Below are 15,618 nucleotides of genomic sequence, written 5' to 3'. Positions count from 1 at the left end.
CCGACCGCGTTCAGAGAATCCGCATTTATTTAAACCAGCGTTCGGGTAAGCTGAACGCCATATTTCTATGTGGGAGGGGCTTTAGCCGCGATGTTTTCCGGGGAAGCCAGGGCGTCGCGGCTAAAGCCCCTCCCACAGAAGCAGAGGAACCCATGCATTTCGATCTGCCCGACTTGCGCCTATTCATCCATATCGCCGAGTCGCCCAGCCTGACCCAGGGCGCGCGCAAGGCGTTCCTTTCCCCGGCTGCCGCCAGCGCACGGATCAAGGCGCTGGAAAGCCAGCTTGGCAGCCGCCTGCTGTACCGCGACAGCCGTGGCGTCGAGCTGACCCCCGCCGGCCAGCGCCTGCTGCAGCACGCGCGGCTGATCATGCGCCAGGTGGATTACCTGAAGAGCGAGTTCACCGAATACGGCACCGACGCCGCCGGACACATCCGCATCTTCGCCAACACCACGGCGGTGACCGAATTCCTCCCTGAAGTGCTGGCCGGTTTTCTCGCCGAACGCCCTGGCGTTACCGTCGACCTGCAGGAACGGCTGAGCCGCGACATCGTCCGCGGCGTGCTCGATGGCGCGGCGGATCTGGGCATCATCGCCGGCCCGGTGCAGGCGCCCGGCCTGCAGGTGCTGCACTTCAGCACCGACCGCCTGGTACTGGCCGTTCCGCTGGGCCATGCCCTGGCGCAGCGACACTCGGTGAGCCTCGCCGACACCCTCGCCTACCAGCACATCGGCCTGCACGAGGGCAGTACCCTGCTGAGCTTCTTGCGCGAGCAGGTGGAACAGCTCGGCGGCAACCTGGCGCTGCGCATTCAGGTATCGAGCTTCGAGGCGATCTGCCGGATGATCGAAGGCGGCGTCGGCATCGGCATCATCCCCGAATCAGCCGCACGCCGGCACAGCCGCACCATGCAGTTGGCGATCCTGCAACTGGACGAAACCTGGGCGCTGCGCGAACGCAGCATGCTGGTGCGTGAGCTGGATGCGCTACCGGGCAGCGTGCGCGCGCTGATCGAGCGACTGAACCAGGGTGTGTAGCGCCAGACGAATTCTCGGGCAAAAAAAGGGCGACCAATTTGGTCGCCCGCCCATTCAAGGCATTCCCCAAGAGGAATGCGGAAACGCTTGCACCCAAATCACGCAGGATGATCGGGACGGCTTCAGTGTCGCCGCAGGTGCCTGCCCTGCCTATTGCACCAAGGTCGTAGGCCGCGGCTATTCCTTGCCCAGGCCATGCTGGCGCAACTTGTTGGCGATGGTGGTGTGCGAAACCCCGAGCCGCTTGCCCAGCTGACGGCTACTGGGGTGCTCGTGATACAGGCGCTCCAGCACCGCCTTCTCGAAACGGCCGAGAATATCGTCGAGGTTGCCCTCCACCGAAAACTCGCCCAAAGGCTGCGGCGCACCGTAGTCCGGCAGGCGGATATGCTCGGCCTTCACCATCCCGCCATCGCACAGCGAGACGGCCTGGAACAGCACGTTCTCCAGCTGCCGCACGTTGCCCGGCCAGTGGTAGTGGGCCATGCGTTCGAAGGCCTGCGGCGCCAGCCTGGGCAGGCTGCAGCCGATCTGCCGACTGGCGGAATCGAGAAAGTGCTCGACCAGAGGCGCCAGGCCATCGAGACATTCGCGAAGCGGCGGAATATGCAGACTGAGCACGTTGAGGCGGTGGTAGAGATCCTGGCGAAACTCGCCACGGGCGCAGAGTTCGGACAGGTCGACCTGGGTCGCGCAGATCACCCGCACATCCAGGTACACCTCCTCGTCGCTGCCCACACGGCGGAAACAGCCGTCCTGCAGAAAGCGCAGCAACTTGGCTTGCAGACGCGGGCTCATCTCGCCGACGCCATCGAGGAACAAGGTGCCGCCAGCCGTCAGCTCCAGCAGACCGAGCTTGCCTTCCGGGCGTGCACCTTCGAAGGCGCCGGCGCCGTAACCGAACAGCTCGGTCTCGGCCATCGACTCGGGCAAACCGGCACAGTTGAGCGCCATGAACGGCGACTGCCCGCGCGGGCTGGCCAGGTGGCAGGCACGCGCCAGCAACTCCTTGCCGGTGCCGGTCTCGCCTTCGATCAACAGTGGCGCATCCAGTGGCGCCATACGCCGCGCCTCACGCACCACGGCCGCCATCACTTTCGAGCTCTGGAAGATCGAGTCGAAGCCTCGCAGTTCCTGCTTGCGCACGTGATAGATGCGCTCGCCAACACGGTCGGCACGGTGCAGGGTCAGCACCGCACCGGCCAGCGCTTCACTCTCGTCGTGCTCACTTTGCAAGGGTGCGATATCGGCGAGGAACACATCGCCCTTGATCTGCACCCGCAGGCCATTGATGCGGGCCTTGTTGGCGCGCACCAGCTCGGGCAGGTCGAAGTCCTCGGCGTAACGCGACAGCGCAATGCCCGGCACTTCGTCCACGCGCACGCCGAGCAACTGCGCGGCGCTACGGTTGGCAGCGACGATGGAGCCGCCCATATCGATCGACAGCACCGGAAAGTCCAACGCGCCGAGCAGGGCGTTGAGTTCCAGGTGGCGCCGCTCGCTGGGCATCAGGCCGACGCGCTTGATGCCGAAAACGCCGGGAATGTCCTCGAACTTCGGCCGCAGCGACTGGAACTGCAGATTGATCAGGTTCGGGCAGTGCAGGTAGATGGCATTGCCCTGTTCGCCCCCCACTTCACCGCGGGCGACATTGATGCCGTAGTCGACCAGCAGGTTGAGCATGTCACGCAAGATGCCGACACGGTTCTGACAATGCACCTTAATACGCATGGCAGGCCTCCTGCTGATATCTCGCAAGCACGGCACGGGAAGTCACTCGTAAATCAACAACTCTCAATGGTCTTTTATCCTTGTGTGAGAGAGTGTCACGCCCGCAGGCGCAACACCCATGACCATTTTGTGCACGCTCATGCGTCATTGGTTGCAGGCACCTCATCGACCGTTCCACCCTGCCCCGCGTCATCTGCATGACAGAGCAGATAAAGGGCAGGCAGGAATATCAGCGTCAACACCGTGGCCACGGCAATGCCACCGATCATCGCGTAAGCCATCGGCCCCCAGAACGCCTCGCGGGCAATCGGGATCATCGCCAGACCGGATGCCGCAGCGGTCAGCAGGATCGGCCGGCAGCGATGTTCGGTGGCATGCACCACAGCAGCCTGCAACGCGAACCCCTGCTGACGGAAAGACTCCACCTGGCTGACCAGGATCACCGAGTTACGCACGATGATACCGATCAACGCCAGCACTCCGAGAATGGCGACGAACCCCAGCGGCGAGCCGGTCACCAACAGGGCTCCCACCACGCCGATCAGTCCCAGGGGCGCCACGCTCAGCACCAGCAAGACCTGTTTCACGCTCTGCAACTGAATCATCAACAGGGTCACCATAAGAAACAGCATCCAGGGCACCACACGCAGGATGGGTTGCTGCGAACGCGCACTGGCCTCGACCGCGCCGCCCACCGCCACCTTGTAGCCCACCGGCAACTGCGCGGCGAAATCATCGAGCGCCGGCTGCAAACCGGCGACCAGCGCATCGGGCTGCAGGGCGCCGACGATGTTCGCTTTCAGGGTGATGGTCGGCAAGCGGTCACGGCGCCATACCAGGGGCTGCTCCTGCTCATAACCGATACTAGCGAATGCCAGCAGCGGAATCGATTCACCTGTACGAGCAGAAGGTATCTGCAAGCTACCGATCAGCTCCGGTGACTGCCGTTCGGCAGCCTGCGCCCGCGCCACCACGTCGACCAGATGAATGCCATCGCGGATCTGCGTGATGCTCGAGCCGGACACCACGCTGTGCAGGATCTGTGCAGTGTCCTGGGAGGAAAGACCGAACTGTCGCGCCTTGTCCTGCTCGATGTCGATGCGCAGCACCTTGGCGGGTTCGTTCCAGTCGTACACCACCTGGCCGATGTGCGGATGGGCATCGACGATCGCCGCCAGGCGCATGGCCTGAGCCCTTACCTGCTGGATATCCGGGCCACTGACCCGGTACTGGATCGGCCAGCCCACCGGCGGCCCCATGTTCAGCGGCTGCACGTTGAAACCGATGCCGACGAAGTCCTGGTGCAGGCGTTCGCGCAAGCGCGCGAGCAGGCGATCACGCGCCGCGCCACCCTGGCTGACGATGACCACCTGACCATAGAAGGGGTTGCTCAGCTGTTGATCCAGCGGCAGGTAGAAGCGCACGGCACCCTTGCCAACGTAGGAGCTCCAGCGCAGCACGTCCGGGTCGTCGCGCAGCGCCTGCTCGAAGCGATCCATCACCGCGCGCGTGGCGTTGATCGAACCCTGCTGCGGCAGGTGGAAGTCCACCAGGATCTCCGGTCGATCCGAGTCGGGGAAGAATTGCCGCTGCAGCAGCGGGGTCGCCGCCAACGACAGGGCGAAGGCCAGCAGAGTCAGGCCCACCGTCCAGTTGCGATGACGCAGCGCCAGTGCCAACCAGGCGGAAAACAGTCGCTGCCAGCGGCTGCTGCCGTGTGTCTGAGTCGGGCGCCGCAGCAGGTAGACACCCAGCAAGGGCGCGAACACCACCGCCACCAGCCAGGACAGCAACAACGCCACGGCAATCACCGCGAACATGGTGAACACATACTCCCCGGCGGAACTGGAGTTGAGGCCGATGGGCACGAAACCGGCCACCGTCACCAGGGTGCCAGTGAGCATGGGAAAGGCCGTCGAGGTGTAGGCATGCGTCGCTGCCTTGGGCAGGGAATCTCCCAGCTCGATGCGCTTGATCATCATCTCCACGGTGATCATGGCGTCATCCACCAGCAGCCCCAGGGCGATGATCAAGGCGCCGAGGGAAATGCGCTGCAAGGTGATGCCGCTGTAGGACATGAACAGAAAGACCATGGCCAGCACCAGCGGGATGGAACAAGCCACCACCAGACCGGCACGCAGACCGAGGCTGATGAAACTGACCACCAGCACGATCAGCACGGCCTCGAACAGCGCCTTGGTGAAGGTGCCGATGGCCTTGTCCACCACCTGGGCCTGGCTGGATACCAGATGCACATCCAGGCCCAGCGGCAGGTCGGCGGTCAGCGCGTCGATGCGGTGCTGCAAGGCCGCGCCGAAATCCTGGATGTTACCTCCGGCCTGCATGGCCACGGCCAGACCGAGCGCCGCTTCACCGTCATAGCGAAACAGAGAACTCGGCGGTTGCGCATAACCACGCTCGATGCGCGCCAGATCACTCAAACGCAGCAGGCGATCACCGAAGCGCAGGCTGACGGCCGCGAGATCCTCCTCGCTGGCGAAGGCGCCACTGGCCTGCACGGCGATACGCTCCTGCTCGCCGTCGATGAGGCCCGCCGGAGTGACCGCATTCTGCGCCTGCAGGCTCTGGATCACCTGGCGCAGGTCGATGCCCAGGGCCGCCAGACGGCGAATGGAAAAGTCCAGATAGATGACCTCGGGCTGACTGCCGAGCAGCTCTACCTTGCCCAGGCCGGGCACGCCCTTGAGCCCCAGGCGCAGGCGCTCGGCGTAGTCGCGCAACTGCCGCGGCGAGAAACCTTCGCCGGTCAGGGCATAGATGTTGCCGAAGACATCGCCGAACTCGTCGTTGAAGGCCGGCCCCTGCACGCCGCCGGGCAATTCGCCGCGGATGTCCTGCATCTTCTTGCGCACCGCGTACCAGGCATCCGGGATCGCCCGCGCCGGCGTCTCACTCTTGAGAAAGACGAACAGCGTGGTCTCGCCAGCCAGGGTGTAGCTGCGCACGTAGTCCAGGGCGTCGATTTCCTCGAGTTTCTTCTCCAGGCGGTCGGTGACCTGCTGCAGGGTTTCATCCAGCGTCGCACCGGGCCAGCGCGCCTGGATCACCATGGTCTTGATGGCGAACGCGGGATCCTCTTCGCGCCCCAGTTGCAGGTAGGCGAAAGTGCCCATCAGCAAGGTAACCAGCATGGCGTACCAGACCAGTGTGCGATGACGCAGTGCCCAGCCAGACAGATTGAATCCTTCCCTCATGAACCACTACGCTCCTCGAGCCTGACCCGCTGTCCTTCGCTCAAGCGCGCCACACCCGCGCTGACCACCCGATCACCGGGCTGCAAGCCTCCCCGCACGCGCACCCGCGATCCATTGCGATCGACTACCTCGACCTCGACGGCCTGCACCTGCGAACTCTGCCTGTCGATCCGCCAGACGTAGTGCTGCCCAGCCAAGGTCCACAATGCCGAAGCAGACAGAACCGGTTCGGCTATCGCGGACTGCCTGGCAAGCTCCACGCTGACCAACGAACCCAAGTGCACCTCTGCCGGCAGCCGCTCCACCGCCAGCCTGACCCGCTGCACGCGGGTAACGGCATCCAGCTCAGGGTCGATCTGCCGCACATGCGCCCAACTGCCGACGTCCGGCTCGCTCATCGACGCGACCCAGATACGGGGCGGCCCGTTCTGCGCCGCCAGCTCGCTCACACCCTGTGCAGGCAGGTCGACCCACACTTCCAGACTGTCCAGCCGGGCCAGACTGAGCACGGCTGCACCACTGGCCAGGACCTGCCCGACCTCGGCATGCCATGCCGTGACCACGCCATCGGTATCGGCCAGCACCTGCGTCTGCCGCAAGTGCTCCTGCGCACGGTTCAAGGCGGTGCGCGCCTGGCGCAAGGTCGCCGCACGCACCCGCACCTCGCTGGACAACTGCTCGAGCCTGGCCAGACTGCCAACCCCCTGGTCATGCAAGCCCTGGTAACGCACCAGCTCGTCGCGAGCGTTACGCCATAGCACCTCGGCACGAGCCAACTCGCCCTGGCGGTTGCGTACCTCGCTCTGCTGATCACTGCTTTCCAGGCTCGCCAGCAGTTGCCCCCTGCTGACTCGCTGCCCGACCTCGACCTGCCTGCTGAGCAAACGACCGCTCTGGCGGAACGCGGCAACCAGCTGATAACGCGGCTGAACGGTGCCGGTGAAGCGTGTACTGGCCGAACCTGATGACGGAGCGATTTCATCGAATAGAACCGGACGCTCGATCTGCGCAGACGGGGCCTGTTCGCCACAGGCCATCAGCAGGACACAAAGCAGCACCAGAGCCCCCTGCATCCACCTCATGGCCGCAGCCCTGCATCTGCCGCGGCCTGCACGGCAGCCACCTCGACCCGCTGACCGGGATAGAGCAACTGACCACCCTGGGCCACGATCAGGTCGCCGTCCTGCAAACCCGCCGCCACCAGCACCCTTCCCGTTTCGTAGCGCGAGACCTCGACCGGAACCAGGCTGACATGCTGCCGGGCGTCGATGCGCCAAACGGCCGGCCTCCCCTGATCACGACTCAGGGCCGACCAGGGCAGCACTGCGACCTCGCCCTGCGGCTCGGCCAAACGCGCCACCACCACGCTTCCCAACGGCCATTGCTCAGCCTCGGCCGGCAGGCTGACACGCAGGCGCACGGTGCCCGAGCCGGCCGCCACGCGGGGCGCGATCTCTCTTACCCGTCCGCTGATCTCGTGCTCAGGCTCGCTCAGCGCATGCAGATGGACGGTGCTTCCGACCTGCAGCCCTGCAGGCAGTGCTTCATACCAGTCGAAAACCGCTTCAGACGCTTCGTCATGCGCCATCGACAGCACCACCTGCCCGGCCTGGACCACCTCCCCTGCGGTCACCCGGCGTGCGACTACCACGCCGTCGGCCAGAGCCAGCAGATCGGCATCCGCTAAGGCATCCACGGCTATCTGGCGGCGCGCCATTGCCGACATCAACTCGGCCTCGGCGCCTTTGAGCGCTGCCTGTGCTCGCTCGTATTCGTTGCGATTGGTGTACCCCTGCGGCAGCAACCGGGCCTGGCGCGCATGATCCGCACGCGCCAGTTCCAGTCGCGCCTGCTGGGCCTGCACTTGCGCTTCGCTGAGTTCCAGAGTCGTACGTAACTCCAGTGGATCCAGGCGCCCAAGGCGTTGCCCGGCAACGACCCTGTCGCCGACGTCGACCGACAACTGCGTCACCTTCCCCGCACTGGGAAAGGCGAGCTCACTGACGAAGCGGGCCTGAAGATCGCCGGTCAGGACGGTTTGCGCCAGACCAGGCATCCGCTCGACCCGCTGCGCCACGACGCGCACCGCGCTCTTGTCAGGCGCCGACTCCACGGAACACCCCAACACCAGAACCACCAACCAGCAGGTCGCAGCGAAGCGCAACAGCGTCCAGCGCGCAACGGCATCCAATCCAACCCCCATCCCCTGTCACGCCCTCTGCAAATCACACCAACGACGGTGACAGCTCCGGAAACACCCGCGTAGCGACCTCGGCACCGAAGAAAGACAGCGCCGACTCACGCGATGCAAGCCAGGCCGATTTGCTCTCCAGATCGAGAAAATGCCCTGCCCCCTGGACCACCGTGAAATGGCTGTCCGCGACATAGTGGGCGAACTGCCGCGCATCCGCTGCCGTGGTGTATTCGTCCCGCTCACCATTGACGAACAATACCGGGATTTTTATCTGGGCAAAGCGCTCCACATAATTTTTGGCACTGAGTTCACGGACCTGGGCAATATGGAACTCGATCTGCCGGTATTCGTGCTCGGCCAGACTGATCAAGTGCTTGAAGTTGTAGAGTTTGAACAGGCGCGGCAAGTATTTGCCCACCGTATCATTGAGCAGGCTGCCGATCTTTCTCTTGTCCCGGGTCGCCAGGTAAGCCTGCCCCTTGTCGAGATAGTCCCGCATCGCGTCATTGATGACCGGGGAAAACGAACTGATGATCGCCCGCTCGACGCTTGGTGGAGATTCAGCAAGCGCCAACATGGCCGATACCCCACCCCAGGATACCGACAATAAAAAATTGACCTGAAAACGTTCGATAAGATCCAGAATAATACGAACTTCATCTTCCTTGCTGACCACACGCCCGAGCGCATTGTGCTCACGTGACTTCCCGGCAAAGGGAAGATCGAACAACACAAGATTAAAATGAGGCTGCAAGTACTTTACTGTTTGCCCGAAAGATCCCGTCGTGGACAGAGCGCCATTGATGAGCAATACCGTCTTGGCCTGCTCTCCGCACCAATACATCTCCGTATAAACATTGAAACCCGCCGCCGTCAGTACCTTCGTTTCCATGCCCTGTACTCCAGAAATATAAACATAAACACGATCATTCTCATCCGTGAAAGCGGCGAATACGTCAATAAAACGTCACAATACAGAATGAAAGATTCGCGAAAGGTTCGAATCCCTGCCCCCTCCTGCAGGAATTGGAATTTTTATAGCCCAGGGCATCTGTGACCGACAAGTCAATGACGCCATGTTTCAGGCGCTCTTGATTGAAATAATGCACCCAAAACGCAGCGCCCCACCTCGATCCTGTAGGGTCACCATCGCCCCACGGGCAGGCCTCACGGGACGTCATGTCAGGGTGTAGCAATTTGCTTACGGATTAATTGACCACTATCTAGAAACATTTTGTTACACATATGCGGCACAATTAAAAACTGATCTACCCGTAATTATCCACACAGTCAGCCTGTAAACTTTTCATGACGTAAAAATATACTTACAGAACAGGGCATCGTTTCGCTGAAATTTCGAGAGCACCTGTAAGGCTACTCGTACGGCGCCAGGTGGTTACTTTATTTCCCTCACTGCTAATTCCAAGAAAACTCAATATATTAAGATCGGCCCTGGCAATTACCAGGCAACTTGAACCGCAATCGAAAGCTCACTTCATTTATCCAACCGTTATCATCCCCCGCAATCAGGCAATCACTCATAGCGCGAGTCACATCCGTTATTCCCTCAGCGGCGGCGCCGTACTACATGAGATATATCGACGTACTGAATTGGCTTATTTCACTGACATGCGTTCGCCATGCAAATCAACAACCCAGTTAAGTGGCTGAAGCCTCGGCAAATCGTCACGGAAAGTTTGAAGTTGTAATTAGGGGTTGGGGCTTTTGGCGTAGCGAACCCAACATCAAACCGGTTCATAAATGACATATGACAATCCAGTCAATCAGCTGGCACCACGACCCTCGATACGCACATGGAGCACAGGCAGGAATCAGGCAAGCGCAAGAAAGCCGAAATCACTGTCGCCAGAAAATATCGTAATGAAAAGTTTACAGGCAATCGAAAACGAACCCACATCAGCCGGACACTGGGCAAAAGAGTAAAGAAATAGTTACGAACTACCCGCATCACACCGTCCTCCTGCACTGCCGACCTCTGGCCCACAGGTGTCGCCGGCACCATGCTGGAACTCAACAAGAACAACAGCCCCAGCAGGAGGCAACGATGAAGAGCACGCAGTACCTGGCCCGGGAACCGGACGAGAGTGGCTTTATCCATTACCCGGAACGCGAGCATCAGGTGTGGAACACCCTGATCACTCGCCAACTGGAGGTGATCCAGAACCGCGCCTGCCAGGAATATCTGGATGGCATCGAGCAGCTCGGCCTGCCACTCGAGCGTATCCCGCAGCTAAGTGAAATCAATCGCGTGCTCGAAACCGCTACCGGTTGGCGGGTGGCGCGGGTACCGGCGCTGATTCCCTTCCAGACCTTCTTCGAGCTGCTGGCCAGCAAGCAGTTTCCCGTCGCCACCTTCATTCGCACGCCCGAAGAACTGGACTACCTGCAGGAGCCGGATATCTTCCATGAGATCTTCGGCCATTGCCCCATGCTGACCAATCCCTGGTTTGCCGAATTCACCCACACCTACGGCAAGCTCGGCCTCAAGGCCACCAAAGAGCAGCGCGTCTATCTGGCGCGCCTGTACTGGCTGACCATCGAGTTCGGCCTGCTCGACACTCCAGCAGGCCGGCGCATCTATGGTGGCGGTATCCTCTCATCGCCGAAGGAAACGCTCTACGCGCTGTCCGATATGCCCGAGCATCAAACCTTCGATCCACTGGAGGCAATGCGCACGCCCTATCGCATCGATATCCTGCAGCCGGTTTACTTCGTTCTGCCGCAGCTCAAGCGCCTGTTCGAGCTGGCTCAGCAAGACATCATGGCGCTGGTGCAGCAGGCCATGCAGTTAGGCCTGCACGCGCCGAAGTTTCCACCGAAAGCCGCGTAGACCGTGACGCGCTCTTGCCCACGGCTGCCGCTGCCCGCGCGCTTCGCTGCCTGGACGCGGCTGCCACACACGAGCGAGTAGCCCGGATCAAGTCCGGAGCGGCTCGCAGACATGGCCCGGTTTTCATCCGGGCCACAAAAAACAGGAGAACCCCATGAGCCTTGCCCAAGCCCAATGCGAAGCCTGCCGCGCCGATGCGCCGAAAGTGTCCGATGAGGAACTGGCCGAGCTGATCCGCGAGATCCCCGACTGGAACATCGAGGTACGCGGCGACCACATGGAGCTGGAGCGCGTGTACCTGTTCAAGAACTTCCGCCATGCCCTGGCTTTCACCAACGCCGTTGGCGCCATCGCCGAGGAAGTCGGCCACCACCCGGCCCTGCTCACCGAATGGGGCAAGGTCACCGTCACCTGGTGGAGCCACGAAATGCGCGGCCTGCACCGCAATGACTTCATCATGGCTGCGCGTACCGATGTACTGGCCGCCAGCGCCGAGGGCCGCAAGTGAGCCATTTCGCCAAGGTCGCCCGCGTGCCGGGCGACCCCATCCTGAGCCTGATGGAGGCCTATCGCCTCGACAGCAACCCGGCACGCCTCGACCTCGGTGTTGGCGTCTACAAGGACGCCCAGGGCCTGACACCGATTCCCCGTGCAGTGAAACTGGCCGAGCAGCGCCTGATCGACATCGAACAGAGCAAGACCTACATCGGCGGTCACGGCGACGCCGCGTTCGGCACACGTCTGAGTCAGCTGGTGCTGGGGGCGGACTCGGCATTGCTCGCCGGGCAACGCGCCGGCGCGACGCAAACGCCGGGCGGCACCGGCGCCCTGCGCCTGGCCGGCGATTTCATCCACCACTGCCTGCCTGGGCGTGGCATCTGGCTGAGCGATCCGACCTGGCCGATCCATGAAACCCTGTTCGCCGAGGCCGGGCTCAAGGTCGGTCACTACCCCTACGTCAGCAGCGACAACCGTCTCGACGTGGAGGCCATGATCGCCACCCTGGCCCACCTGCCCAAGGGCGACGTGGTCTTGCTGCATGCCTGCTGCCACAACCCGACCGGCTTCGACCTCGCCCCGCATGACTGGAAACGCGTGCTGGAAGTGGTCAAGGCACGCGAACTGCTGCCGCTGATCGACTTTGCCTACCAGGGCTTCGGTGACGGCCTGGAAGAGGATGCCTGGGCGGTACGTCTGTTCGCCGCCGAGCTGCCGGAACTGCTGATCACCAGTTCCTGCTCGAAGAACTTCGGGCTGTATCGCGAGCGCACCGGTGCCCTGATCGTCTGCGCTGGCGAAGCCGACAAGCTCGTCGACATCCGCAGCAAACTGGCGTCCCTCGCCCGCAACCTGTGGTCGACGCCACCTGCCCACGGCGCTGCGGTAGTCGCGCAGATCCTCGCCGACGACGACCTCAAACGCCTGTGGCAGGAGGAACTGGAAAGCATGCGCCTGCGGGTTGCCAGCCTGCGTTGCGGCCTGGTCGACGCACTGGCCCCGCACGGCTTGGGCGAGCGCTTCGCGCACATCGCCGAGCAGCGCGGCATGTTCTCTTACACCGGTCTGTCACCGCTGCAGGTGCAACGCCTGCGCGAGGAATTCAGCGTGTACATGGTCGGCAGTGGTCGCGCCAACGTCGCCGGGCTGGATGCCGGCAGGCTGGATCAACTGGCCAGCGCCATCGCCCGGGTGTGCGTGAACTGAGGCAGCAGGCGGAGGTCTTTAAGACCTGCCGCCTGCCATCTTCAGCGCTATAGTGCGGTCATCGCCATTCACGACGGATTCGCCAATGGCCGTACCCAGCAACATCCTGTTTCGCGCCTACCAGCGCATCATTCACAGCCTGGCGTTCTACCCGACGCTGATCGCCATCGGCTTCTTCGTGCTCTGCCTGCTGACCATGGCCGCGGAATACCAGCCCTGGATAATGTCGCTCAAAAGGCAGTTCGACCTTGGCCTGGTGCGCAACGCCGACAATGCCAGGCTGATTCTCGGCACCCTGGTGGCCGGCATTCTGTCGCTGATGGTATTCAGTTTCTCGATGGTCATGGTGGTGCTCAACAATGCCGCAGCCTCGCTTTCGCCTCGGGTGATTCCGGGGCTGATCAGCAGCAAGGGCCACCAGAAGACCCTGGGCATCTACCTCGGCAGCATCCTCTATGCACTGCTGCTGATCACCACCATCGAACAAGGCGACAGCGACCGCGTACCGAGCCTGGGCGTGCTGATCACCCTGGTGCTGGGCATCACCTGCCTGGGTTTGTTCGTGCACTTCATCCGCTCGATCTCGCAGTCGATTCAGGTCGAACACATCCTCAGCAACCTCTACGGCGCCAGCCTGGAGAAGCTCGACGCCTGCAGCCTTGGCGCGGCCTCGTACGACGCCGAGCCACAGTGGCCGGACGACAGCGACTGGGTCACCGTCAACGCGCAGCGCAATGGCTACTTCAAGGAACTCAACGTCAACGAGGTCAACGTGCTGCTGCAGCGCCACCAGGTACGGATGACCGTACTCGCCCACCGCGGTTTCTTCGTCAGCGAGGGGCACCCGCTGTTTCGCCTGGAACGCCCGCTGGACGAGGCCACCTGCCAGCAACTGCTCGACTGCTTCGACTTCTTCATCGAAGAGTACGCCAGCAGCCATTACTTCTTCGGCTGCCGGCAGATGTCGGAGATCGCGGTGAAGGCGCTGAGCCCCGGCATCAACGATCCGGGTACGGCAATCAAGACAGTGGATCTGCTCAGCGTGCTGCTGAGCAGACGCCTGGCGCTGCCCGAACGCGACTTCGCCAGCCTGCCCGACGAGCCGCCAAGGCTGTGCTATCGGGAACTGTCGCTGGACCAGCTGCTGCTGCAACTATTGGGGCCGATACGCGCCTACGGTGCAGCAGACCTCAGCGTCCTGGTCAGCCTGCTGCAAGCCTTCAAGAACCTGCTGCACCGCCCCGCCAGCCCCCAGCAACGCGCCGACCTGCTGCGCCATGCGCGCAGCGTGCGAGATACCGCCGAACGACATCTGAGCGAACGTCGCGAACGTGAAGAAATCAACGACTTCATCGCGCGCATCAATCGTACGTTGCAAGGCGCAGACCAGCCGCTGATGCCCCTGCAGGTCGCAAGCCAAGCCCCATGATGGGGCGAGTTTTGCCTCGAAAAAATTGCACGACCGTTTATCAGCAAAAATAATCATTAAAAATCAATAACTTGCTAACACATAACGAAATCCATGGCGTGCTTCATGCTTGCTATCAGGGGCACAGTTCCCTAGGGTAGTTCGCATGTGGTCCCTGATTGCCCCCATCAGCTCATTGCTGAGCGGGGTCGCGTTACTCCTGCTCGGCAATGGCCTGCTCAACACCCTACTGACCCTGCGTGGCGTCGCCGAAGGCTACTCCACCACGATGCTCGGACTGATCATGTCCGGGTACTTCGTCGGGTTCCTTCTCGGCACCTGGCTGGCGACTCCGCTGGTCAGACGCATCGGGCACATTCGCGCGTTCGCCTGTTGCGCAGCGCTGGCCGCAATCGCCGCCCTGCTCCACCTGCTGCTGATCGACCCGTGGGTCTGGCTGGGTTTGCGCGTGCTCTACGGCCTGGCCCTGGTGACGCTGTACATGGTCATCGAGAGCTGGCTCAACGCCCAGGCGCCCAATGAGAAACGCGGCCAGATTTTTGCCGTGTACATGGCAGTCAACCTCGGTGCCCTGGCACTGGCCCAACAACTGCTGCACCTGGCTGATCCGGTGCAGTTCACCCTGTTCGCCATCGCTGCCATCCTGATCAGCGCCGCACTGATGCCCATCACTCTCACCCGGCAGACGCAGCCGAGCCTGCCGGAAACGCAGCCGAGCAACCTGCGCCAGCTGTGGGGTATCGCGCCGCTGGCCATAGTCGCTGCTGGCTTGTCCGGCCTGGCACTCGGCGCCTTCTGGGGCATGGCGCCGGTCTACGCCAGCCTGGCCGGCTTCGATACGCCGGGCGTCGGCCTGCTGATGACCGCGACCATTCTCGGCGGCGCCCTGCTGCAGTGGCCCATCGGCATCTACTCCGACCGCCACGACCGCCGCCAGGTGCTGTTCTGGGTCGTGGTCCTGGCCGTGGTCCTGGCACTGGTCATGAGCCTGTTGCCAGCCGGGCCGCTGCTACTCGGCGCGATTTTCATCTGGGGCGGCCTGGCCTTCGCCATCTACCCCATCGCAGTGGCACAACTGATCGACCAGCTACGCAGCGACGAGATTCTTTCCGGCTCCGCCAGCCTACTGATGGTCAACGGTATCGGTTCGGTATGCGGGCCGCTGCTGGCCGGCGTACTGATGGAGCAACTGGGCGCCGGTGCATTGCCGCTGTACTTCGCCTGCACCCTCGGCCTGCTGGCTGCCTATACCCTTTACCGGCTGCGCCACGTCAGCGACCTGGTGACTGGCGACGCTGCGCACTTCGTACCGATGTTGCGCACCAGCCCTACGGTGCTGGAGCTGATGCCCGATGCACCACCCCATGATTCGACGGAGGAGACAACTCAGTCCTGAAGTCATAGAACCTGTTCAAAGACTCGCGAGCTAGAGCCAGGCAAAGCGAAGTCGAGCG

General features: G+C 62.5%; 11 protein-coding genes. 6 read left to right on the top strand and 5 right to left on the bottom strand.

Annotation, left to right across the window (positions count from 1 at the left end; all coding sequences use genetic code 11):
• Nucleotides 1-152 precede the first annotated feature (152 nt).
• Nucleotides 153-1,040, top strand: coding sequence for a LysR family transcriptional regulator (locus PCLY_RS03560; protein WP_061237863.1), 888 nt, complete (start codon nt 153-155; stop codon nt 1,038-1,040).
• Nucleotides 1,041-1,217: 177 nt separating this feature from the next.
• On the opposite strand, the gene PCLY_RS03555 is transcribed toward PCLY_RS03560, so the two are convergent.
• The 5 genes from PCLY_RS03555 to PCLY_RS03535 form a co-directional block, all read right to left on the bottom strand.
• Nucleotides 1,218-2,771 (bottom strand): sigma-54-dependent transcriptional regulator, encoded by a 1,554-nt coding sequence (locus PCLY_RS03555; protein ID WP_061237861.1) that lies wholly within the window; start codon nt 2,769-2,771, stop codon nt 1,218-1,220.
• Nucleotides 2,772-2,908: 137 nt separating this feature from the next.
• Entirely contained in the window at nt 2,909-5,986 is a 3,078-nt protein-coding gene (locus tag PCLY_RS03550) for an efflux RND transporter permease subunit (protein ID WP_061237859.1), read from the bottom strand.
• Nucleotides 5,983-7,068: an efflux RND transporter periplasmic adaptor subunit gene (locus PCLY_RS03545; protein WP_082768007.1), complete on the bottom strand. Its 1,086-nt coding sequence runs from the start codon at nt 7,066-7,068 to the stop codon at nt 5,983-5,985. The genes PCLY_RS03550 and PCLY_RS03545 overlap by 4 nt, the downstream gene beginning before the upstream one ends.
• Nucleotides 7,065-8,189, bottom strand: coding sequence for an efflux RND transporter periplasmic adaptor subunit (locus PCLY_RS03540; protein ID WP_082768006.1), 1,125 nt, complete (start codon nt 8,187-8,189; stop codon nt 7,065-7,067). The genes PCLY_RS03545 and PCLY_RS03540 overlap by 4 nt, the downstream gene beginning before the upstream one ends.
• Nucleotides 8,190-8,211: 22 nt before the next feature.
• On the bottom strand, nt 8,212-9,072 hold the full coding sequence (locus PCLY_RS03535) for an alpha/beta fold hydrolase (RefSeq protein WP_061237855.1): 861 nt from the start codon (nt 9,070-9,072) through the stop codon (nt 8,212-8,214).
• Nucleotides 9,073-10,128: 1,056 nt separating this feature from the next.
• On the opposite strand from PCLY_RS03535, the gene phhA reads away from it, so the two are divergent.
• The 5 genes from phhA to PCLY_RS03510 all read left to right on the top strand — a co-directional run bounded on the left by phhA (nt 10,129) and on the right by PCLY_RS03510 (nt 15,560).
• A complete protein-coding gene (phhA, locus tag PCLY_RS03530; protein ID WP_331711345.1) occupies nt 10,129-11,031 on the top strand; it encodes a phenylalanine 4-monooxygenase in 903 nt (300 codons plus the stop codon).
• Between the two features lie 154 nt (nt 11,032-11,185).
• On the top strand, nt 11,186-11,539 hold the full coding sequence (locus tag PCLY_RS03525; RefSeq protein WP_024308976.1) for a 4a-hydroxytetrahydrobiopterin dehydratase: 354 nt from the start codon (nt 11,186-11,188) through the stop codon (nt 11,537-11,539).
• A complete protein-coding gene (locus tag PCLY_RS03520; protein WP_061237853.1) occupies nt 11,536-12,735 on the top strand; it encodes an amino acid aminotransferase in 1,200 nt (399 codons plus the stop codon). Before PCLY_RS03525 ends, PCLY_RS03520 begins: the two co-directional genes overlap by 4 nt.
• Nucleotides 12,736-12,820: 85 nt before the next feature.
• Entirely contained in the window at nt 12,821-14,164 is a 1,344-nt protein-coding gene (locus PCLY_RS03515; protein ID WP_061237852.1) for a DUF2254 domain-containing protein, read from the top strand.
• Between the two features lie 145 nt (nt 14,165-14,309).
• The gene (locus PCLY_RS03510) at nt 14,310-15,560 is read left to right on the top strand and encodes an MFS transporter (protein ID WP_061237851.1); all 1,251 of its coding nucleotides are present in this window, start codon (nt 14,310-14,312) and stop codon (nt 15,558-15,560) included.
• Nucleotides 15,561-15,618: the final 58 nt, after the last annotated feature.

The sequence above is a fragment of the Ectopseudomonas composti genome, assembly GCF_001567565.1.
Taxonomy (GTDB): Bacteria; Pseudomonadota; Gammaproteobacteria; order Pseudomonadales; family Pseudomonadaceae; genus Aquipseudomonas; species Aquipseudomonas composti_A.
This window is presented reverse-complemented; position numbering and strand designations above follow the sequence as displayed.